The sequence below is a fragment of the Chitinophaga sp. LS1 genome (genome assembly GCF_034274695.1).
Lineage (GTDB): Bacteria > Bacteroidota > Bacteroidia > Chitinophagales > Chitinophagaceae > Chitinophaga.
Window position 1 is genome coordinate 812570 of record NZ_CP128362.1, and the last position, 22261, is coordinate 834830.

Genomic DNA, 22261 nt, shown 5'->3' on the forward strand with positions numbered 1-22261 from the left:
CTTCGTACCTTCTTATTTTCTTCCACGAACAGCTTCATGTTCCCATTTATTTTGTATACGATATAACATCCACCAGTAAGGCGCACTCACTACCAACTGTATTAACAGATATTCCGGTTTATTCTGCACAATACCCACTACCAAAATAAAAATCCCCCAACACACTCCTATCCCCCAATTCCACCGAATCGCAGACTTCACCTCTAACCATAACAAAAAGTATTTTACGATATAAGCGATCGACAACAGGAAGTATCCTGCAATCGCTACATTTCCCATTATTTCATGTGCCAGACTATACGCCTCAGGCATAGCCGCATGCCCCACCATCGCTGCTCCTAAACAAAGGAAAAGCACGCCCAGCAGCACACCGGCTAACAAATAAATCTTTAACAACAATGGCAGCAGATTTCTTCTGCTTACGTTAATTTCCATAAATATTATTTTCTCATACACCAGGTACACCAACAACCCATTCACACCCCGCATATGCAAATGCCAGGTCATCCACGTAGGCACCTTCTTCAAAAACTACAAAAATCCCACTTGCCTCCCCGGTAATGGAATGGCTACATACTATTTATTTTCTGAAGACTTCAGGGCCACATAAGTACCCGCACTAATACCCAATAAGATAAGGTTATTCATGGGAATAACAGGCATAATCTTATCAATCATATCATCAGAAGAAGCAAACCCTGCCAACTGCAAATTGATCACCGTTCTCCATATAAACCAGATTCCAAAACACAAATTGAACACCACCGCCTGAAAACGTGGAATACTAATACCCGTTTTATCAGACAGAATATCCAGCCAGAAACCTTCGCTTTTCATGTCTTTTGAATTCTTCTGCGGCACAGCTGCTTCCTCTTCAGTCGCTTCTGTCACCGCTTCTTTGTATTTGTTATCATCTGCCACGTCTACAATGCGTGCAGAGGCCGTGGTCAGTGCGCCGATACCCAGGAGTAATAACGTAGAAGTATCAAAAGTCGGCATCTTGCCGGTAGCAGCCAGGATACTGATAAAGGAAACCAGTATGATAAAAGTCCACCAGAGTAACTGTAACCTGGAATAACTAAAGGGTTTAGGATCTATGTTACTGGCATCGCAGAGTATACAAAAACGTCTCTGCATCCAAATGGCCATCACGACCCCTAAGATAAAAACTAGCAGGTAAATAACTTGTGCATTCATGGTATAAGGAAAAAATAAGTCGCTTAGTATGTCTTCGTTTAGTTTGTCTTCATTTTGAGTTCCCGCTTAGATACAGCTTCCTGCTCCCACCGATATTGGATTTTGTAGATCATAATCCAGTAAGGAATGGTCAACACCAACCCATTGATCTGGCTATTTTTTGTATCACCAGTGAAAAAGCCGACTCCCAACATCACCAACCAAATCGCTCCCATGATCCAGTTATACCGGATGGCCCATTTCACTTCAAACCAAAGAGAAGCGGTCATCGAAAAAATAATTGCGGAAAAAAGCGCGGCCATACCCACCAAACCTACCATCGCCAAATAATTCTGACCGAACGCTCCAAGAATGAGTTGCGAAAACCCCAACGCAAATAAGATGGCGACAAAGGAGATCATAGCTACAACAAATCCTATCCAGATATAAACTTTTAGGAAAACGGGTAGCAAACTGCGACGGCGAATACGAAATTCCGTCCCAAAATTATCCTCGAAAATAGTTGGCTGCTCCATAGATATTATTATATAGCAAATATACGCAATACATTAGCTATTTCATAGGGGTAGCGGAAAGGGCTTCCCTTTTTGAAACTGCGACATGTTCCCAGCGATACTGGATCTTATTTAACATGACATAATAGGGAATAGCTACTGCCCACGGAAGGGAGAGTTCACTTAAATCGGTTCCGGTCCAATCATTGAACGAAATACCTATGACAAAAAGGAAACTAGCAAACAGGATTCCCCCCAACACCCAGTTATACCGGATCGCCCATTTGGCTTCAAACCAGAGACCGGCAACAGCCATAAAAAATATAGTGATCAATCCCAATCCTACGGAGAGTTCAACGACTTCCAACCATCCTGAGTCGCGCCTTTTATAATGATGATGTTTAAGAAGGCCGGCGCCAATAGTAAATAATAAAGCAATCAAACAGCCTAACAATATCAGGAACCCAATCCAGATGTAAACTTTAAGAAAAACGGGTAACAAGCGGCGGCGACGTACCTGGAATGCCGTGGCGAAATGTTCTTCGAAAATAGAGGGTTGTTCCATAGGTTATTAACTATTTTATAGGTCGAAGATACTCGGTTGTTCCATATCAACAGGGGGTTAGTATCTCTTTTTCAGGTCTGGTAGTTACTATCTCCTGTAGGATAGTGTCTATCTCCTGTCTGATTGTTGCGATCTCTTTGTCTTTAAAAGAGATACGCTGATTATTACCAATAGTCAGGGTCACATCTTTTCCTTTTCTACCTTCATAATATTCCAGTAGCACTTCTATCAGTGATTCTCTATCTCCACTTAATCTAATTCCCGCTATTTCAGCAGATAAGAACCAATGATTAAAGCGATACTTTATTTCTGGTTCTATTCCTTTGTTTTCCAGGAATTGGTATAATTCTTCAAGTCCTCTACCTTCTATTAAGATGTCTGTATTCATAACATGGGGGTTGTCATCCCATATTGCTATGAGGGGGGATAGGTAATATTCCCCCTGGTGGGTTTGTGGATAATAAATAAGTGCGCTTATTACCCCTGATGGGTCTCTAAATAATAATCATATTTATTTAAATCCAGCTTCTCGCCTAGCAATTGCTCCACTGCTGCCTTCTGCGCAGCTCCTACCTGGTAAATATTCAAATAATCTGCATCCCCATCTTCCGCTTCCCAAATCTTACTAATCTCCGCCACTTCCAATTCAACCAGGTACTCACTCACAAAATCCTCACTTCCTTTCAAATAATAAGCAATCGTTCTTTCCATAATTTATCATTTTAATTAAACAGCCGGCCTCCAGGAAGCCGGCTGCAAGTTATTATCTTTTACTCTTAAACGTTGAAGACGTCCACGAAAAAGCCGGTACACTTATACTACCTTTTACCCTTAAACTCTGAAGTCGGCCACGAAAAAGCCAATGAAATTATACCACCTCTTACCCTTAAACTCCGAAGCCGGCCACGAAAAAGCCGGTACACTTATACTACCTTTTACCCTTAAACTCTGAAGCCGTCCACGAAAAAGCCAATGACATTATACCACCTCTTACCCTTAAACTCCGAAGTCGTCCGTTTAAAACCCAGTGCCATTATACTACCTCTTACTCCTAAACTCCGAAGCCGGCCGCCATTCCGGAAACCTTTCCTCATTCGCCAACGTCTCCCCTACATCAAACAAAAACCGGATATCCTCCACCATCCCTGACAACTCCCACGTATCATCAAACTGATCAAACGGTGAATGATATCTATCCCTTCCATAAGAAGCCCTATGATTCGGCACCCACGCTGAATCATGCAGCAATGAATGTTCCCCCGCCCCAGGATACAAAGAAGGAATCCCCACCTTTGCAAAATTAAAATGATCTGAACGGAAAAACCATCCCCCGGAAGGATTCGCCTCCGGAATAATCGTCCTCCCCTGTTTCTTCGCCGCTCTCTCCGCATAATCATCCAGCTCAGACTGCCCCTTACCAATGATCGTAATATCCGTCGTACGACCAAAAGTATTCATCACATCCATATTTATATCTGCCACTGTAGACTTCACAGGAAACAAAGGATGTGTCGCATAATACTCAGATCCCAACAATCCCTGCTCTTCCCCTGTCAGCGCTATAAAAAGGATAGACCGCCTTGGTGCATTTGGCAGACTCTTGAAAGCCTTCGCCAGACTTAACAACGCCGCTGTACCGCTGGCATTATCCGCTGCACCATTATAGATAGAGTCACCTCTGATCACTTCACCTACACCCAGGTGATCCCAGTGTGCAGAGTAAATAATGTATTCATTCTTTCTGTCTGTACCTGGCAACTGTGCAATCACATTATGGGAGGTGGACTTCTTAATCTTATTCGTAATCTCCAGGCTGGTAGTCACCCCTAATGGCACTGCCTTAAACCCTGGATGCTTCGCTTTCTCAATTACATCAAACGGCACCCCTGCCAGCGCAAACACTTTCTTTGCTGACTCCAGGGTCATCCAACCTTCCATCGCCGTTCTTGACATATTATCATCCGCTGTCTGCAGGTCCAGTCTTGGTTTAGACCAACCGCTCCTCACCACATTCCAGCCATAGCTGGCAGGCAGGATGTCATGAATGATAATTACGCCAGTGGCTCCTTTACGGGCAGCCTCTTCGAATTTATACGTCCAACGACCATAATAGGTCATGGTCTTTCCTTTGAATAAGGTGCTGTCATAAAAACCCGGATCATTCACCATCACAACAACAGTCTTCCCCTTTACATCCAGCCCTTCATAGTCATTCCATTTATATTCCGGCGCATCAATCCCAAAACCGGCAAACACCAGTTCGGAGTTATCCACATTTACCTTCTCTTTTACACGACGGGTCGCAATCACATATTCATCCAGGTAAGGCAGGGTTACGCTCCCGCTCTTTCCTTTGAACACCAAAGGTCCGCTGGGCTTGGAAATAATTTCAACCATCGGTACTTCCTGAAAAAAACTATCCCCATTCCCTGGCTGCAGTCCGATCTCTCTGAAGCGGTCTTCCAGGTATTTGATGGTTTTATCTTCTCCAATGGTAAAGGGTTTACGTCCCTGAAATACATCAGAGGATAATACAGTGATGTCGCGGGCGATACTTGCCGAGTCTATGCTTTTAATGGCTACTGAATCCGCTGTAGCAGCCTGCTTCTGCTCAGGTCCATGACAGGCAAAAAGGCCGACCAGGGGGATTATACGATAGAAATATTTCATGCAGCGTACGTTTTGGGGCTAAGATAATGCACTTTTAATTGAAAAAGGGCCCTGTTGTGGCAGGACCCTTTATAATATCTTTATATGATAATCGCTTTTTAGAAAATTCTGTCTTGTAGCGATGAATAATGCATTTAAATTAAACGTTTTCATCTACTACTACCAATCATCTTTTTACCCGAAATCCAATAATATCGCTCTGGTCAATGCTTTCCCCCACATTCCTACACCCCTGCCGCCGATGCCACCTTTGAAACCGTTGCCTTCTTCTTATCCTTCTTCTTCCCTTTACCCCACATTCCTACACCGCTGCCGCCGGCACCACCTTTGAAACCGTCGCCCTCTTCTTATCCTTCTTCTTCCCTTTACCCCACATTCCTACACCGCTGCCGCCGGCACCACCTTTGAAACCGTCGCCCTCTTCTTATCCTTCTTCTTCCCTTTCCCCCACATTCCTACACCGCTGCCGCCGGCACCACCTTTGAAACCGTCACCTTCTTCTTATCCTTCTTCTTCCCTTTACCCCACCACACTATAAACCCAGTCACCGGCAAACTCGCACAAATCAAACTCACTATAAAAGCAATAATCTTCCCAATGATCCCACCTATCGCCCCCACATGTATATCATAATTCATCCCGATCAACTTCTCCCCGGCATTTCTATCTTTCCCTGTCACCTTCGCCAGCATCTTCCCTGTATACTTATCAAACTGAAAATCATCTCTATCATAATACACCTCATTCCCCCAATAAGCCGACATATACACCACCGCTGCCTTTCCGCTATCCGGAGTACTCAATCCAATCCTTTTCGCAGCAGGATTATCTTTCCTCACACTCTCAAATGCAATATCCAACCCTCTCTGTGGTGTATTCGCCAGCGTCGTATCCGACACCCCATTCTTATGCGCCGGCGGCGTTATACTCCTGGAAGCCACCACATACACCGTCGTCTGGAACCACTTAAACGACCACACCAACCCTGTCAATGCCAATACCAGCGCAATCGCCATGGCATAAAACCCCAATACATTGTGCAAATCATAGTTCACTCTCTTAAAACTCGCCTTCCATTTTATCTTAAAACTCTGATCTCTTGTAGCCTTCGTCCATTTCTTTGGCCACCAAAGGATCAACCCGGTTATTAACAGAATTACAAATATCAATACACTCCATCCTACAATCTGTTCGCCAACCTTCCCGCTCAACAACAAGCTCCAATGAATCATTTTCACAATCGCAAAAAAGTCATACTTGAAATCATGGTGTCCAATCACCTCACCAGTATAAGGATTCAGGAAAACCGCCTCATAATATTTCACACTTCCAAAATAGGTGATGGCTTTGGGATCTCCCGCTACATAAGTCATAAACTCCCATGCTCTATCCTTATCGGTATAAGTCGTTATGTAGTTTACTTTCTTATCCGGTCCCAGCGCTTTCCGGGCATTATTTATTAAAGTACTGATAGGGAGGGTAGCGGTCTGCTGAGGCTGTACGAACATGATATCATGATGCACCTTTTCAGAAATTTCCTTCTGAAAAGCGAACAAACATCCCGTAATGCTTACGATAAATACAACAATTCCTGAGGCTAATCCAAGCCATAAATGTAACCAGGCATTGAGTTTTGCCCGCCAGGATTTCCCCTTTTTCCCTGTTGGCTGAGTGTTTTTATTCATGTCGCTTCGCCCTTATCAGTTGATATAGAAATGGTTATAGTAAACCACGCTAGCAAATTTGGAGAATATAGTGGGGATGACCGAGACGGATCGGGAAATTTATTTGCGGAAAACGGAAAAAGGAGGGTTAATACCCTCCTCTTATCACATTCAGGAAATCGATAAAGGCCTCACTAAAATTCTCAGCAGCCTCATAATTACTAAACTCGTATTCCTCATGCACACCTGCTGCCGTTCGCAAGGTGATAGCACCATACCTGACAATCGGGATCTGGAAATTATCCCTGAACCGTTTGTCCGGAGCGCCATTCTTATTGACCTTGTCCCAGGTATGGTCTATGACCTTTGCATCAGGTGGCACGGACCCTCTTTCTATGAACCTCACAGGCAGGAACTTAAACTGTAATTCTTTCAGGTCGATAATACCAAACCTGTCTTTGGTATCGTACATGATGATAAACCCAGGATAGCAATACAAATCCGCACCATTGGCATTCTTGAACCACAACGGTTCAAAATTGGAATGGATATCTTCAATAGATTTGATCCCTATTTTCACTTCTTTCTTATCCACCAATGTAGAAGCTGCTGACCTTGTCACCCTCCTGTTTTCTGCCACAGCGCTGGTCACATCCCATATTTTATGAGATTGAGAGAGCCGTTTGAATGCTGTTGTGACAGCCTCATATTTCTGCAGGATGTCAGTATCAAAAGAAATATCCAGTTCCATCCGGCTCTTCACCAACTCCTGACTGATTTCGTCAATAGCTGTTTGTTGAGCAGCGATTCTTTCTTTAATACCTTGTGAAATAGATTTTACAAAAAGTCCATAGAGAAAAACATAACTCAACGTGAGCTTAGTTTTTGAACCCTTCAATGCCAGTCCTATTTGCTGCAAGTCATGTTGCAATTCTTTTCTTTGCTGATGTGCGGATAAGATAGTATCCTTCACACCCTGCATATCCTGGTTCGTAATTTCAGTAGGAGCGACGCTGAAGATGTTGCCTTGTGGTGTAGTTACAGGAACATGATGAGGTACGGGTGAAGACGGTTTTGCTCCAGGCAATGCTGGTTTATTCGCCCCTGCAGGCAACGCAGGCTTCGACGACATTTTATGTCTTCCCAATACAGAATTCACATAAGTACCATCATGCCCAAAAGTAACACTAGCGCCTTTTACACCTATATTAGTACTAATACCTTTTCTACTAATATTTAAATGAACACCGGGAATGATTTTGATTCGTTTTCGATAGGTCCAAGCCATAATTTCAAAAATTAATTACAATTACAATAAGATCTATCCACATACGTCTTATTACCATTCTTATTCAGATAATAACAACCTCCTCTCGGGCCAACATTCAACTTATGTCCATTATAAGTACAAACCATAGGATTGCATCCTAACATAGATACAAGTAATGCAGTACAGAACAATAATCGTTTCATTTGGGGTAAATAATTAAAAACAAAATGGGGATAAATAGGACAGGTCTAGTATTGAATCTTACGTCAAATCATTAATATCTGCTATAGGTCCACATCTTTTCACAGCAGCAATACCATTATCACGCCCGGCAGCTGTAGTATAGCTTTCACTTCTTCCTATTGTTATCCCATTAGCAGCTGTCAAAACAAACGTATAGGTAGGCGTATCCTTTTTCACATACCTCTTATCCAAAGGCGCATTTTCCTTCACTGACTTTATGCCATTTTCAGCGCCTTGTTTACTAATATATCCTTCGCTGGATAAAATAGTCTGGCTATTTTCTGCCTTTAAGTGGAAATAAAACTCACCACTTGATTTAAAAAGATCAAATTTGGGATTTGCCATATTATATTGTTTTTAGTTTAATTATCTTTTACAACTCTAAATCCAACATCACTCAATCGCTCATCCGGCCGCTCCGCACGCTTACTACTCACCGCCAACTCTCCCACCTCACTATCATACCCACCTCCCTTCACCACTTTCTTCGTCTGCGCCGAATCCGCCCAATCTTCACACCACTCTGCCACATTCCCACTCATATCATAAATCCCCCACGCATTCGCCTTCCTATGCCCCACAAACGCCGGCTTCACCCTATTATACACCGCCACCGTCCCTGCCGAAGTGCCACCACTATAAATCGTACTTCCCCCCGCCAGCGCCGCCGCCTGCCACTCCATCTCACGCGGCAATCTTCCCTTCACAAATGCACAATACGCCTTCGCTTCCTCCCACGTCACATTCCTCACCGGCATAGAATCAACAGAATGAATGGGCTGCTCAGGGAATATCTTACCCGTAAGCATGCAATACTCCCTGTATGCAGCCACTGTCACTTCTATATTACTGATACAAATAGGCAACCCTTGTACATGCACATACTCCTGCTTCAAAATCCACCGATGGCACCACCACGCATAAATCAAATACCACAAAAAAACTGTCCCCCCCATCACACACAAGAATGTACATATCCTTAACAACCGCCATATCACCTCCCACTTTCTTTTCTCAATCTTCTCTTTCAATAACCTCGCTATCTCTTCCGGATTCTTCTTCCAATCCTCACACACCTTATGCTTCGACAATCCCCCCACCTCCGTATCATCCAATCTCAACTGCAAAACATTCCCCTGTGGGAACTGCGCCAATGCCATCTGCTGCTCAATACCAGACCAATACTTATTCACACAATACCGACTCGTTATCAACAACACATACTTCGTCCGCTTCCCATATGCATCCATGGTCAGATTAATCAAATGCTTCCCCCAATTATCCTTCTCCTCTTTATAATAGTAATACCGAACATTCAATTGCTTCAACTCTGCCGCAATCATATCCGCCACATACGTATCCTCTTCCGCCACCGAAATGGCTACATCAATTGTCTTCATATCCTCCCCTCCTTCACCAATTGCCAATAATACATCCCCAATGGCGTCAACCTACACTTCCCACTATTCATTGCCGCCCAATACATATACTCCTCATCTACCGGCTCCACTAACCCCACTCCCTGCATCCTCCGCAACACCTTAAACACCCTGATATGCTCCGAATCCGCCCCCTCCACCGTATACTCATAACTAGGATCCAATGGCATCTCATAAGCTACCTCCGGAAAATAGCTCCTCAACAACCTCAAATCACCTAAATCCAACGGTGGCTTCACTTTACGCAAATTCAAAGACCGCGCAATATTCGCCTTAAACACCGGCCTTTGTTGCCACCCTCCCAATCCTCTATCTATATAACTATAAATATTCCCCGCCGTCACATCCCCCACTATATCCGCAGCTCCACCATGCAATGCCTTCAACAACAAACTCGTAAACACCCCCATCCCTCCTACCTCCTTCGATTTCTCCGAATCTCTGCTCGATGCCAATATCACCACACCCTTCCCCAGCACCGCCATCCCATTCCCCATCAAAACCGGCGTGCCCATCGCCCCTGCATGACAACAATCCAATACAATCACCTTTTGCATGGCCTTCGAAGTCGCCGCCATCATCAGGATGTCATCCATAGAAATCCCCTCATCATACCGCTGAAAATCCGGCGTCACGATGTACCCACCCATCTCATTCACCATCCCATGTCCTGAAAAATAAAATAAATGAATCTCATCATCCCCGCTGAATAGCTCCATCAACCGGGATTTAATAGCCGCTTTGCTATGATCTTTCGTCATCAACATGACATCAAAATTTGGGGCACCATCTTCATTGGAACTTAATACCTCTCCAATACTGGTCGCATCATTCACACAACCATATAACCTCGCACTGCCCGGATAATCATTAATACCGACAACCAATGCTCTTCTCATGTGTTAGGGGATTTAAAGGGATTCAACATTTCCCCCCAAAGGTTGTTGTTATATCCATAGGAAAAAACCTGTACCACAGGGGAAAAATCCCCTTTTTTAAAAAACCGGGTAGATTTTTTATCCCTAAGGCAGATTTTTAAACCTGGGTAGATTTTAAACCTGAGAAGAATTTTTGTACCAGGGTAGATTTTAAACCCAATAATGAATTTTTAACACCCAGGGGGAATTCCCTCCACCACCATAGGATTTTTCCCCTATTTGCTTTTCGTTGATTTTTGAAGGGTAAGGAAACAATAGCTTCGCAACCGTAAACGGTTTACAAAAGCATTTTTATTTCCTTAACACCAAAAAACTTTGTTCATTATGCAACAACACGTCACAGTAAAACCTCTACCTTTCTTCTATGTCGGACAAACCATCACCAACGACCGCATTAGCAGTTTCAAGACACAAAAACATCCGCTCCTCACACAGGCAATCGGTAAATCCGATACTTGTTCTGTATGGTATTCAAAAGAACATTTCGTAAAATTGCTGGAAGAAATCGAGTTTGCAGGTGGCGACGGCATCCGTATCAGCTTTGGTACGTATGAAGCAGGTCACCAATACGAGGGACAGACTTGTCTGTTATTCAATACGACGAGAGCAACTGAAGTTGGCGGCGCCATCACCCACACGAACGTAATTCTGGAAAACGAGCCAGACTTTGCAGAACGCTCTGCACAGGAAAGAGACATTATTCACTTCCCGGGAGAAGATCCTATCGTCAAAGACTTTAACCTGGGTTCACCCTGCCCTCCATTCTGCAATGATGGCGGACCAAAATAAGATACACTAAATGTACAGATTGTTGAATCATCGATTTTTATATCTTATTCCACTATTGCTTAGCGCCATTTTTAGTCTGAAGGCATTCAGACTAAAATGGCCTAAGCCTTATAGACTGTATGCATGCATGGTTATCCTGTCTCTGCTCACAGAGATCCTGGCCCTTGCCTGGAAATGGGAACTATACAAATGGGGATCCTACCATTTTTCCCAGAACAATTTCTGGATCTACAATTGTTTTCTCATCATCCGGTTTGGCCTGCTATCAGCTATTTTCAACATGACATTATACCGTAATAAACTATTACCCCTTATTACGGGCATCATCTTTTTGTTTGGAATACTGGACTACGCCTTCATCCATGGGCCGCTTCAGTTTAACACCTATAGTATGATTCTCACCCATGCTTGTATCATCACATTATGTCTATTGTATTTCCGGCAACTATTGCAGGAGCCTGGCGTTATCTCTATACAAAAAGAGCCGTTATTCTGGATGGCACTCAGCATCTTCTTTTATCATGCTGTGTCATTGCCATTCTTAATTATGTTGGGGTTCTTCAACATACAAGACTATCGGCTAACCGTTTTATTTTTTCCTATTAATGAAGCCCTTAACTTCTTATTGTGCTCCTGTTATCTAATAAGCTTTTTATGGAAACCTCAATATTCGCAACCTCTCTGACAATCATTATATCCACTTTACTTGTTCTGGGACTCTGTACTGCCGTCGTATATTTTCTATTTCTCTATCAGAAAAAGAAATTTCGACATCAACAGGAGCTCATTGAAATGCGCGAGCAATTTAATCATGTATTGCTGCAATCAAGACTCGCTATCCAGGAACAGACGTTGGATCATATCAGTAAGGAGTTGCACGCCAACTTCAGTCACCTCGTGTCGTTGATCAATATCAACCTCCAGGAAATTCTGCCACAAGCTCCCGCAAATCAACGGGAAAACATCCTCGAAACAAAATCGCTGGCGAAACAACTGATGAGTGAGCTAAAAGCCCTATCGGCCAATTTAAACACAGATCATATTATCCACATCGGCTTTGTCAAAGCACTGGAAAATGAACTGAACCGGCTGGCTAAAACCAAGAAATACGAAGTGGTCATCACCAAAGCGGGTGAGGAATATCGTATCTTACCTGAACACGAAATCATCCTCTTCCGCCTCTGCCAGGAAGTACTCAACAATACCGTGAAGTATGCAAAAGCAACTGAAATCACCGCTTCTATCAATTTTTCAAAAGAGCAGTTTGTACTCGTCATTACGGATAATGGCACTGGGTTCAATGTACAGGATGCCCTCGAAAACAGCGGAGAGAAACAGAGTACCGGTTTGTTGAATATGCACAAAAGAGCCTCGCTGATCAATGCTGAACTCCTCATCACCAGCCGCAATGGTGGCGGTACCGTCGTGTTCATTACTATTCCTCAACCCCAGATCCTTAAATCTATTCAAGAATGAGTAAAATCCAAATAGCCCTCGTAGACGACCATAACCTGTTTCGTAAAGGCCTGATCAAACTGATCAACATGGGAGATACACAACAACGGTATCATATCCTCTTTGAAGCAGACAACGGCAACCAACTCAAAGAGAAAATGAGAACACCCCCATTTCCTGATATCATTCTCATGGATATCGATATGCCGGAAGTGGATGGCTTTGAAGCGGTAGAATGGCTGCAACGTACACATAGTGATGTAAAGGTATTGGTCATGACCATGCTGGAATCAGAAACAGCGATCTTGCGGATGCTACGCATGGGGGTGAAAGGATATATTCATAAAGACATTGAAGTAGAAGAACTGACGGCTGCGCTCGAGTCTATTGCGGCTAATGGATTTTATTATTCTGATGCTGCGTCTGAGGTATTGCATCAAAACCTGAATGGATTAGATCGATCCAACAATACCGCTATACATTTATCTGAAAATGAAAGGGAGTTTATTAAATGGGTAGCCACGGATATGACTTATCAACAGATAGCGGATAAGATGAATCTGAGTGTGAAGACGATTGATGGGTATAGGGAGGCACTTTTTAGGAAATTAGGTGTAAGGACCAGGGTAACGCTGGCGCTGTATGCGGTGAAGCATGGGTTAGTAGAATTATAACCCACAATATTTGGCAAATTATTAGTAATGGGGTAAACGCCCCATTACTAATCTTTATCCACATCCTGATTATAAGAGAAAGTACTTATGCTTATTGACACCCCACTCACTTCACATCCCCTATTTTAGGAAAAATCTGTATCAAAAAACGCTGATTATCGGGCTCAAACGGCAACCGCCCAATCCCTCCCCATCCATTCCCCGCCACCTGCAAATCCACCAATTCCTCATACTCCTTCGCCTCAAAATCAATCCCCTTAGTCTTCCAATAATTCTTCAAAGCCAACGCCCGCTGATAACTCAACTCATAATTATGTGCCTCCTGCCCCGTCCTGGAAGCATACCCCGCTATCACCACCACATACGACACCCGCCTTAACCGCTCATCCGATGCCCGCTCCTGTTTTAAATGATCAATGATTGACTTCAACTTCAACCCCGCCTGATCTATATGATTGATCGTCTCCTGGTAATTCTCCAACTGATCAGGCGTTAACTGATACTGGTTATTCCCAAACTTCACATCAAACGCTAACTTAAATCGCTTATACTGCTCTTCATAAATAAATAATGAAGACTCCGCCTTCAAGGGTCGCAAATTCTCTTCTACTGTCTCTATGATCTTCAATTTATTTGCCTGCAACTGAATCGTAGAATTCAACCGTACATAAGTAAGAATATACAATACCAGCATAATAAAAAACAAACTGGTCATCAAATCCGTATAACTCGGCCAGAAAGCATCAGATTTTGCTGTATTCATCTTGACGCTGTTTTTTTACCTAACAATTTTGTAACTGTACGACTCAACCTCACCGACAATGAATCTTCTGATAACCGTTTGATCAGATTTAACTCTTCCAGCATCTTCGCAAATTGCTCATTAAACTCTTCAAACCGATCTATATGATCATTCCCCTGACTCTTGAGATCTACCAAATGACGATTCACTAACTCCAATTGCCCTAGCTTCTCCAGGTGCTTCCACTTCTCATAATAACTATCCTTCATCTGATCAATCTCTTTCAACGTGATCTGCTGAATTTCTATCATCCGCTCCTGGGTAAAGTCTTTTAGCAACTGTAAGCTATTATCCAGGGTGTTATTCACACCATTCACCGCCTTGGTGATCAACTGATGACTATCCTCCAACGAACTATAATGATGTTGCAAAAATTGCATCAACTCGCGGTTCTGGCTAAACACCGCCATAATATTATCTCCCACTACATGCAGCTCGTCCGTACGCATCATGACCTGGCTGATTTTTTCAGCGAACGTTCGCGTACTCCCTACCAATTCACTGATATCCGACACATACTTATTAAACGCTTTGAACTGTTTCATAGAGGTTTGCAATTCCTGCAGAATAACCACATTCGCATTCGCGAAATTGACCACATCCATATTATTCAGTGTATCTAATATCCGCTCCTGTGACTGAATGGTCGTCACATGTTTACCCATCGCTCCACTTAACTGATGAATACTTGTCTTGAACTCTTCATTAAATTTATGCAGGTTATTCTGTAGTGAATACAACGTAGAATTAATATTCTGGTTCAACAAAGGCATGAGATCCGTCTGGATAAAAGTGTAAAACTCATTCCTACTATCTTCTACCATTCGTTTAGCCCGTTTAAAGAAATAGCTATTCCCCGCCAGGGTACATAGCAATCCTGCAAAACTCGCTATCATCGCTATTTTCACACCTCCAAGCAATAATTGGATAGCTTGACCTGCCACACTGGGATCGGCAGCCAGGCTTTCCCCTGAGATCTGTATTAATCCCAGTACAATCCCCATAAAAGTACCCAACAACCCAAGATACAAAGGCAATGATACTGACTGCTGAATATCATTTTCTATTACAGCAACATTTCGCTCCACCATATCTTTAATCAGGTGAAAATCTGAAGCAACCCCCCTGTTCCTAACCAGGTAAGTATTGATATTCCGCACGATCTTGTCTGTCACCAGATTTCCCTGGCCTTTTTTAAATACCAGGTCAATATAGACGATCTCTTCACCCAACTCATCACTCTCCATGATATACTTATTAATATTGTCCAGCAACTCATTGGGATGTAATTGAAAAAGTGACTTAGCCAGTCCCACATTAATTACTTCAAACTCTTCACGGGATGGGAAGATCTGCTCAAATAACCGAACCTGGCTCAGCGTCCTGAAAAATACGATCGCCTGCAATCCTATAATAAAGATGACTCCCATAATTTCAAAAACCTGCACACTATTCATATCTTATAACAGCTTTAGCTTTAATGATCCATTTATCATTTTCCAGGAAAGCGACTCCCTGCTTGCGGGTAACAATATTCCGGGTACCGGGCATTGGAAGATTCTCCTCATCACAAGCTGGCTTAATATAGCTTTCAATGACCTTTATAATATCATTGATGCTGGCACCAGTCGTATGCAATTCAAACCTGGCCTCCGTCCCGCCAGGTTGCAGGTAAAACTTATATACCGTGTTTTCCCTGTGATTGGAACGTGCACTGGAAGGGAAGCTATTACCCGTAGGACCAGTCATATAAAATGTACCTCCAGCAGATTCTTCAGGAATAACAGGGGTGTTCATTGCAACCATACGAGGTGCAGGTTGCTGTAATTTTTCAACATGTTCTTTAAGGGTAGCGTATTCATCCTGAATACTTTTCAGAACAGGACTACAAGCTATCAATCGTTCTACTTCTGTTGGAGTAATGCCAGCAGGGCTTTTAGCTTTCTCCCAATCCAGCGGCATCCCCATTTTATTCAACTTTTTTTCAATGCCCCACAACCGACGGTGTATATTACTATTAGTGATAAAAACATAAATACCCATACCAATTATTAATAACATAGACAAGCATGATGCCCACGTCTGCCAGTCAGTACCTGCCTCAATGACTTCAGGAGGTGGAATCGTTATTGGCTGTGTAGAAGACGCTGTCTCAACCGCAGGCATGATCAGATTTGTATCTACCACCGCTTCCCTTGTTGGTGAACTATCTACGTCAACAGCTGTTGGTTCTTCCTTTTTCACTGGCACAGCTACAATCGTTTCTACCGGCGCAGGTACAATCTTCTTCTCTGCCGCAGGTACAACCTTCTTCTCTACCGGCGTGGGTACTATCTTTTTATCTACCGGGTGTACTACCTTCTTTTCCGGCGTGTGTACCACCTTTTTATTTACTGCATGTACCACCTTCTTCTCCGACGCAGGTACCGCCTTTTTATCTACTGCATGTACCACCTTCTTCTCCAACGCAGGTACCACCTTTCCCTTTTTCACCTCCTCCTGCTTTTTAGGCATCACTGCCTTCGGAGAATTTTGCTGCCCAATTCCATCCTGAAAAAAACATATAAATATCAATAACGTGATTATTCCTTTCATGAGTTTACAAGGTTATTTAGATGATAAATTTTATAGGCCAGCCTATTCATAGCTCCTATCAATGGATAAAAAAACAATGTCTCTTCAAGGTCAATATTGACATTCCCCGCCAGCTCCTTCAATTTCTCTGTGATCCCACTCTGTAAATCATTCCTTACCTTATCTTTCAATAACTTTTTATATTGCTCAAAACGGCTGGGATTCACTCCAAAATGCTGGTAGTAATTAAATTGTCTATCCCATTCAAAGAACTTATCCACAAACTGACTCACTGCACTACATACATCCTGAATCAACTGCTCATCATTCAACTGGCTATAACGAAGCGAAGTACCAGGAATCAATGACTGCTGTGCGCCACCGACTAACACAGTTCCGATCTGCTTTTCCAACTTATGAAAAAGAGTAAAGTCAGTACATTCCAATCCACCTTTACATGTGATTTCTTTAGACTTTTCATTAAACCTAAATTCAATCACAGGTGCATTTGTCTCAAATACATCTGAGAATATAATCCTTGTATACTCATTCAAGGTTTCCAGGTTACCACCATCAGTTAATTTTACCAACCTGGCCCCATTACCACTGAAGGTAATGTACTCCGGCACTTCCATCCCCTTCGCTTTCATCAGTTGAGCAATGTGGTAGATGATCGCACCATAAAAGAAAACCAATACCAGCTTCAATTCACTTTCCGCTGCCAGCATCTTCGAGAAGGAAAGCGTGATGCCCTTATCCTTCAATGTTTTATTATCTTCTAACGAAAAGAAAAACTCTATCAACTCAATTGAGTTAGAATTTTGATTCTTTAAAGTTTCCAGCACCGTACTTAGGTTATTCGCAGTAATATTCTTCAGTGAATCACTGATACTTGCTTCAAACCGTTGTACAAATCCATTCGAATTGGCATTGCTTCCATATCCATCCCCGAAAATGGCATTTGCTGCAAACTTAAATGAAGTCAACAGAATCGGATTTTCTCCTTTATAAGCTACAATATCCGTCGTACCGCCACCAATGTCGATATTGACAGCACTTCTGTCATGCGCTCTCACGTTCTCCTTATGGTAATAGTAATAGAATGGTGCAAAAGATTCAGACATGCTATGGAGCTTATTCGCCTCTCCGAAGTAACGTTTATAATAATCCTTCCAGGAAGTATCCAGCAGCATTCGCCTGTTCACCGTCATGCTAGTCGGGTAGAACCATACGATCTCTGTAGCGGCGAGATCCCCTCCATTTAGCAAAACTTTATTCCTGATCATCAACAACAGTTGCTTCATGAATGCCCTCGTTCTCCGCTCAAACCGTTTTTGGTTATTGAACACACCCCATTTCAAATTGGAAGTGATTTCTCCACCATATACAATACTCTCTTTTAAATACCCAAATGGAATATTCAGGTCTGCCAGTGCAAAATTGGCTTCATCCGGGTTAAAGGAGCCATTGTCGTAAATCACAGTACGTTGTGGAAAACGATACTGTTTCCCTGGCCCGATTGTAAATGGCAAAAACTCTTCTCTTACAATATCAGTCAGCGCAATAGCCCCCAGTCCTAATCTGGCCACTTTCAATGCAGCCAATGTTCTGTCATCTGGCGCATACAAGGTGCCAATCTGTATATCCTTTTCTGTTATATCAAAAGGTCTGGGCGATTCATTCCCTATTTTATATTCGATATGCGTATTCGTTGTTCCAAAATCAATCGCGAACTTAAATACCTTACCCGCAGCCTGCTGTGGTACAAATAATGGTATCAACAATGCCCTGGCGGTAGTATTCACGACCTCTATATAGTCAAAGTTCTGCTCCAGGATATTGTACAGCGTAGTGACACCCTCTTTCTTATGCTTATGACTACGCTGGCGGGGAGCGAGTTTGTTGATTGCCTCCGAAGGCTGATCTGCATTGTAAAAGTTGAGTGTATAATTATTATGCTTCGTCAGCACCTGCAGATCCCTGTCCACCAACATCACCCTGTAATGTGGATTCACCCTGGGATCAGATATCTTTAAAAATGGATAGACGGCTATTGTAAACTGATGTTCTACAATAATCCCCTGGTTATTGGCTTCATCCGGCTGTTGTATTTTATCGCTGAACTGGTTCACCACGTAAATCCGTGACATCTCTATATATCGGTTATTCCGGATAGGAATTCTCAATATCACCTTCACCCCACCAGGCATTTGCATCATCTCAAAGCGATTTTTCCCATCCGATACATTCCCCTTCAGGTCTTCCACTTTGAAATACCTGAAAAACTCCTTCTTAACAGGCAATGCATAACCATGATCACTTTCTCCCGAACGGATCGTATAATTACCCCCAAAGAATTTATCCGTATCCAATGGATATGGCAACCTGACCAGGTATGGCTCCAGAAAGTCACTCACCGTCAAATAAGGGTATTTCACATGCCCCTGGTTCGGCAACATCCTTTCTGATAGCGGGTTAGGATCGTATGCCGGCACCTTTCTATGATAATCTTTTTGCCATATCCCTCCTGCAAATCGCAATGGTTCATTAAACGACTCCATAGGAAACACACAAGGCATTGGCCCCTCTATTAACCTGGACGCATCCATCACAAAATCATTCTCATCAGAGGTATTCACCACGCCATATTTCTTTGCCCGCAGGTGATGTCCCAATATTTCAGCATTATTCCCAGCTGCCTTTACTGATATTTTTTGGTATTCCTTCTCATAAGACCCACCATCCAGATCGCGGATCATATCCCGCAAATCATCACTCAGTAAAGAGAAACAACTCGCCATATAAGCATCCACATCCTGAAAAAGCCTTGAAAACTGTGGAAAACCAGCCTTGAATGAATACAGGTACTTAATAAAATCCCTGTCCCGCCTATGAAGCGGGCAATATTGATTATCGAACACCCTATCATTGGCAAACATGATATCCACAAATGACAGATCATTCGCAGAAGAAAAGAACAGGGTTGAAGGAGAGGTTCCTCCAATGATGTTAATCATTTCAGGACCATTCTTATAATTAAGCAGGTAGAACTGCCTGACATGAGCGAAGTTAAAAGCGACCCTATCCTGTGAGATAAAGGTCTTTAACGTTTCTCCTAACAAACGGTGCCTGGGGTCTTTGGATTTTAGCAGTTTGCCGAGGTCGCTATCTTCATTTATATCAATGCCATTTCCGACAGCACTGATCCCCGCATTCCATTCAATGATTTCAATTTGGTCCGTGAATGCTTCAATATTGAAAAAGATATTGGCAATGTCCAGGCAATCAGATACAATCTTATGATAGATGGTATTACCATCCAGGTTACCACTCAGGTTTACATTTCGGAAGGCCGTCCTTACCAGGTCCATCCTGGCAAATGGAGTAGGAATGGATGTAATCTGGGTATCGGCATTTGCACCGGCAGGGTCGCTGATAGAATTGATAAATGTGTCATGCAAATGACCTCCTGTTTCCTGCCAGCCCTCAATATTTTCAGAAGCGCCTTTATGCAGGCGAAAGATTTTGCTCATTGCAGTTACAGATTTATTTCTTTATTGATGATGACAGCAGTGGCGTCAGAGAACAGTGCCAGTAGTTTTCGGGTACTATTCAAATGATCTAATGGAGGTTCTGACTTTGACAGTACTTTCAGGAAGTTGTCCACACCTGCAGCATTGAATAGATCTTTCAGGACACTTTTTTTATTCACTACACCATTTACCAGGTTGTAAAAATCCTTCCCGCTCTTTTCTGTATCGAGGGCAGTAAAACTTACATTGGAATGTGCCATTTCATTTAACCATTCTGCATAATGCCTGTTAAATAAGGTAATGGCTGAGCGATATCTACCATCCAATTCATCTATCGTCAGTTTATTATTGCCATGATTGGCCCATGCCTCTCCCTTCCTGCCCGCAAATTCTTCATAATGATGGTCCATAAAATTGCGAAAAAGACTTAACCTGGTCAGCGGTTTGGCAATCTGGTCATAAGTCTGCCTGGATAGATCAGGGAAAGTAATATTCATACTCTCCTTACCTAAACCAAACTCAAAATATTTGGGGCTGACAGCCTTCCTCTCATCGCTGACCTGTAGTTTATTGTCATCCATCGACATAAAGTCGATAATACTTAATGCTGCGGCTAACTCTACAAAGTGTGCTTTATTCTTCTGCTCATTGGCGCCATCAGCACCTTTCTGATCATTGGTTACTTTATCACCTATATAATAAAGGGCGTTTACTGCACGAATGCTCTCTCCTGTCAGGTTATGTGCATAGTAGGACAAAGCTGCCTTCGTTTTGGTGGTGAAAGAATTACTATCTATCGTTACACCATTGGCCTTATCCACACCGAAGTAAGGAAGTACGGTCACAGCACCCACCCTGGCGCGTTGTAAATAGTAATGCCTGGGAATAGGGGGCGCGGCATCGCGGATATTCTTTAACAATAAGGGAAAACCAGCTGCACCAGTACCGCCAAAAATGGAACTCACAATGAATACTCTATCCTGCTCTTCAAAGCTGGAAGCAAACTTTCTAAAAAAAGGCGCATCCTTAAATTTATTCAGCACCACACTTCCAATATTAGGGTTCCCCTTAAAGCCCACTTCCATGTCGGCGTCCAGGTTCGCCTTCGAAAACAATAACGAGGCAAAGGCCTTATTACTTTTATCCAGTTCACTATAGCCTATAAACTCCCTGAATCGTTGTTCCTTTACGCCATCTATGTCAAATTTAAAATTGTCAGAGAGATAACCGGCATCACCTAACTCATCCAGTGAGGAAATCATCGTTTTAAAAAAGTCACTACTATCAGAAGCTCCTTTTTCCCTGATTCCTTTATATGTTTTCAGTAGTTCAATAGTTCTGGTCAGGTCACCATTCGATGTATCAGGATCAATGATGATAGGAACGATGGCATCGGTATTTTTAATCTGTACACCTGCGGCCATGAGCATGGTCAATGCCTTTACAACACGAGAGCCGGTACCTCCTATTGCAAACAGGAATAGTTTAGCCATGGTTAGAAGGGGATTTTTTTGTTACAAATACTTTTCCATTTAATAAGGAGAGATAAAAGAACAGACCATACGACGGAGTAAATAGCGGCTGTAATACCAAATCCTATGCAGTCACCATCATGGAAACTGAGTTGTTCGCAGTACCGATGGTTGACCAGGTCTCTATGTGAACCTACATACGCAATCAGAAAAATGATAAATGCACCCACCAGGATATTACCCAACCACCATCCCACCTGGTTAAATGGAGAACGGTTGAGCAATCCATAATAATAGTTGAACAGGATCACTACATTTACGAAAATAAGTGCGAGAAATACAAAGTTATAAGCAGATTGCCGGGACATGGTTTGACAATCGATGTCCAGTCCGCGCAAATGTTCTCCCAGTCCACCAGAAGAAGAATATAATCCGACTGCTTCAAAGAGGGCAGGTAAAATGTTCATGATAATTGAATTTTA

General features: G+C 42.8%; 21 protein-coding genes. 3 read left to right on the forward strand and 18 right to left on the reverse strand.

The window, feature by feature from the left end:
- Positions 1-12: 12 nt before the first annotated feature.
- From QQL36_RS03305 to QQL36_RS03360, 12 genes are all read right to left on the reverse strand, one after another.
- Complete coding sequence (locus QQL36_RS03305) at positions 13-528, reverse strand: hypothetical protein (RefSeq protein WP_321568892.1); 516 nt, start codon at positions 526-528, stop codon at positions 13-15.
- A gap of 48 nt (positions 529-576) precedes the next feature.
- On the reverse strand, positions 577-1197 hold the full coding sequence (locus QQL36_RS03310) for a hypothetical protein (RefSeq protein WP_321568893.1): 621 nt from the start codon (positions 1195-1197) through the stop codon (positions 577-579).
- Positions 1198-1235: 38 nt separating this feature from the next.
- Entirely contained in the window at positions 1236-1712 is a 477-nt protein-coding gene (locus QQL36_RS03315) for a hypothetical protein (protein ID WP_321568894.1), read from the reverse strand.
- 37 nt (positions 1713-1749) lie between these two features.
- Positions 1750-2256: a hypothetical protein gene (locus tag QQL36_RS03320; RefSeq protein ID WP_321568895.1), complete on the reverse strand. Its 507-nt coding sequence runs from the start codon at positions 2254-2256 to the stop codon at positions 1750-1752.
- A gap of 46 nt (positions 2257-2302) precedes the next feature.
- Positions 2303-2644 carry a hypothetical protein gene (locus tag QQL36_RS03325; protein WP_321568896.1) on the reverse strand — a complete coding sequence of 114 codons (342 nt, stop codon included), beginning with the start codon at positions 2642-2644 and terminating at the stop codon, positions 2303-2305.
- An 89-nt stretch (positions 2645-2733) separates the two neighbouring features.
- A complete protein-coding gene (locus QQL36_RS03330) occupies positions 2734-2967 on the reverse strand; it encodes a hypothetical protein (RefSeq protein WP_321568897.1) in 234 nt (77 codons plus the stop codon).
- 327 nt (positions 2968-3294) lie between these two features.
- Positions 3295-4926 carry a M28 family metallopeptidase gene (locus QQL36_RS03335; protein ID WP_321568898.1) on the reverse strand — a complete coding sequence of 544 codons (1632 nt, stop codon included), beginning with the start codon at positions 4924-4926 and terminating at the stop codon, positions 3295-3297.
- A 455-nt stretch (positions 4927-5381) separates the two neighbouring features.
- Positions 5382-6611, reverse strand: a complete 1230-nt coding sequence (locus tag QQL36_RS03340) for a PepSY-associated TM helix domain-containing protein (protein ID WP_321568899.1) — start codon at positions 6609-6611, stop codon at positions 5382-5384.
- A gap of 127 nt (positions 6612-6738) precedes the next feature.
- Positions 6739-7878 (reverse strand): DUF4236 domain-containing protein, encoded by a 1140-nt coding sequence (locus QQL36_RS03345; RefSeq protein WP_321568900.1) that lies wholly within the window; start codon positions 7876-7878, stop codon positions 6739-6741.
- 243 nt (positions 7879-8121) lie between these two features.
- Positions 8122-8448, reverse strand: a complete 327-nt coding sequence (locus QQL36_RS03350) for a YegP family protein (RefSeq protein WP_321568901.1) — start codon at positions 8446-8448, stop codon at positions 8122-8124.
- Between the two features lie 17 nt (positions 8449-8465).
- Positions 8466-9503 (reverse strand): SUMF1/EgtB/PvdO family nonheme iron enzyme, encoded by a 1038-nt coding sequence (locus QQL36_RS03355; RefSeq protein WP_321568902.1) that lies wholly within the window; start codon positions 9501-9503, stop codon positions 8466-8468.
- The gene (locus QQL36_RS03360) at positions 9500-10441 is read right to left on the reverse strand and encodes a caspase family protein (protein ID WP_083720058.1); all 942 of its coding nucleotides are present in this window, start codon (positions 10439-10441) and stop codon (positions 9500-9502) included. The genes QQL36_RS03355 and QQL36_RS03360 overlap by 4 nt, the downstream gene beginning before the upstream one ends.
- A gap of 363 nt (positions 10442-10804) precedes the next feature.
- On the opposite strand from QQL36_RS03360, the gene QQL36_RS03365 reads away from it, so the two are divergent.
- From QQL36_RS03365 to QQL36_RS03375, 3 genes are all read left to right on the forward strand, one after another.
- Entirely contained in the window at positions 10805-11269 is a 465-nt protein-coding gene (locus tag QQL36_RS03365; RefSeq protein ID WP_083720057.1) for a hypothetical protein, read from the forward strand.
- A 654-nt stretch (positions 11270-11923) separates the two neighbouring features.
- On the forward strand, positions 11924-12745 hold the full coding sequence (locus QQL36_RS03370) for a sensor histidine kinase (protein ID WP_321568903.1): 822 nt from the start codon (positions 11924-11926) through the stop codon (positions 12743-12745).
- The gene (locus QQL36_RS03375) at positions 12742-13398 is read left to right on the forward strand and encodes a response regulator transcription factor (protein ID WP_321568904.1); all 657 of its coding nucleotides are present in this window, start codon (positions 12742-12744) and stop codon (positions 13396-13398) included. The genes QQL36_RS03370 and QQL36_RS03375 overlap by 4 nt, the downstream gene beginning before the upstream one ends.
- 106 nt (positions 13399-13504) lie before the next feature.
- On the opposite strand, the gene QQL36_RS03380 is transcribed toward QQL36_RS03375, so the two are convergent.
- From QQL36_RS03380 to QQL36_RS03405, 6 genes are read right to left on the reverse strand one after another with little or no spacing between them, the layout of a single operon-like run.
- Positions 13505-14161, reverse strand: a complete 657-nt coding sequence (locus tag QQL36_RS03380) for an OmpA family protein (RefSeq protein WP_321568905.1) — start codon at positions 14159-14161, stop codon at positions 13505-13507.
- On the reverse strand, positions 14158-15630 hold the full coding sequence (locus tag QQL36_RS03385; RefSeq protein WP_321568906.1) for a hypothetical protein: 1473 nt from the start codon (positions 15628-15630) through the stop codon (positions 14158-14160). Before QQL36_RS03385 ends, QQL36_RS03380 begins: the two co-directional genes overlap by 4 nt.
- A gap of 19 nt (positions 15631-15649) precedes the next feature.
- On the reverse strand, positions 15650-16795 hold the full coding sequence (locus tag QQL36_RS03390; RefSeq protein ID WP_321568907.1) for a hypothetical protein: 1146 nt from the start codon (positions 16793-16795) through the stop codon (positions 15650-15652).
- Positions 16792-20307 (reverse strand): hypothetical protein, encoded by a 3516-nt coding sequence (locus tag QQL36_RS03395; RefSeq protein ID WP_321568908.1) that lies wholly within the window; start codon positions 20305-20307, stop codon positions 16792-16794. Before QQL36_RS03395 ends, QQL36_RS03390 begins: the two co-directional genes overlap by 4 nt.
- 5 nt (positions 20308-20312) lie before the next feature.
- The gene (locus QQL36_RS03400; RefSeq protein ID WP_321568909.1) at positions 20313-21800 is read right to left on the reverse strand and encodes a hypothetical protein; all 1488 of its coding nucleotides are present in this window, start codon (positions 21798-21800) and stop codon (positions 20313-20315) included.
- A 2-nt stretch (positions 21801-21802) separates the two neighbouring features.
- Positions 21803-22246, reverse strand: a complete 444-nt coding sequence (locus QQL36_RS03405; protein WP_321568910.1) for a hypothetical protein — start codon at positions 22244-22246, stop codon at positions 21803-21805.
- Between the last annotated feature and the right edge of the window lie 15 nt (positions 22247-22261).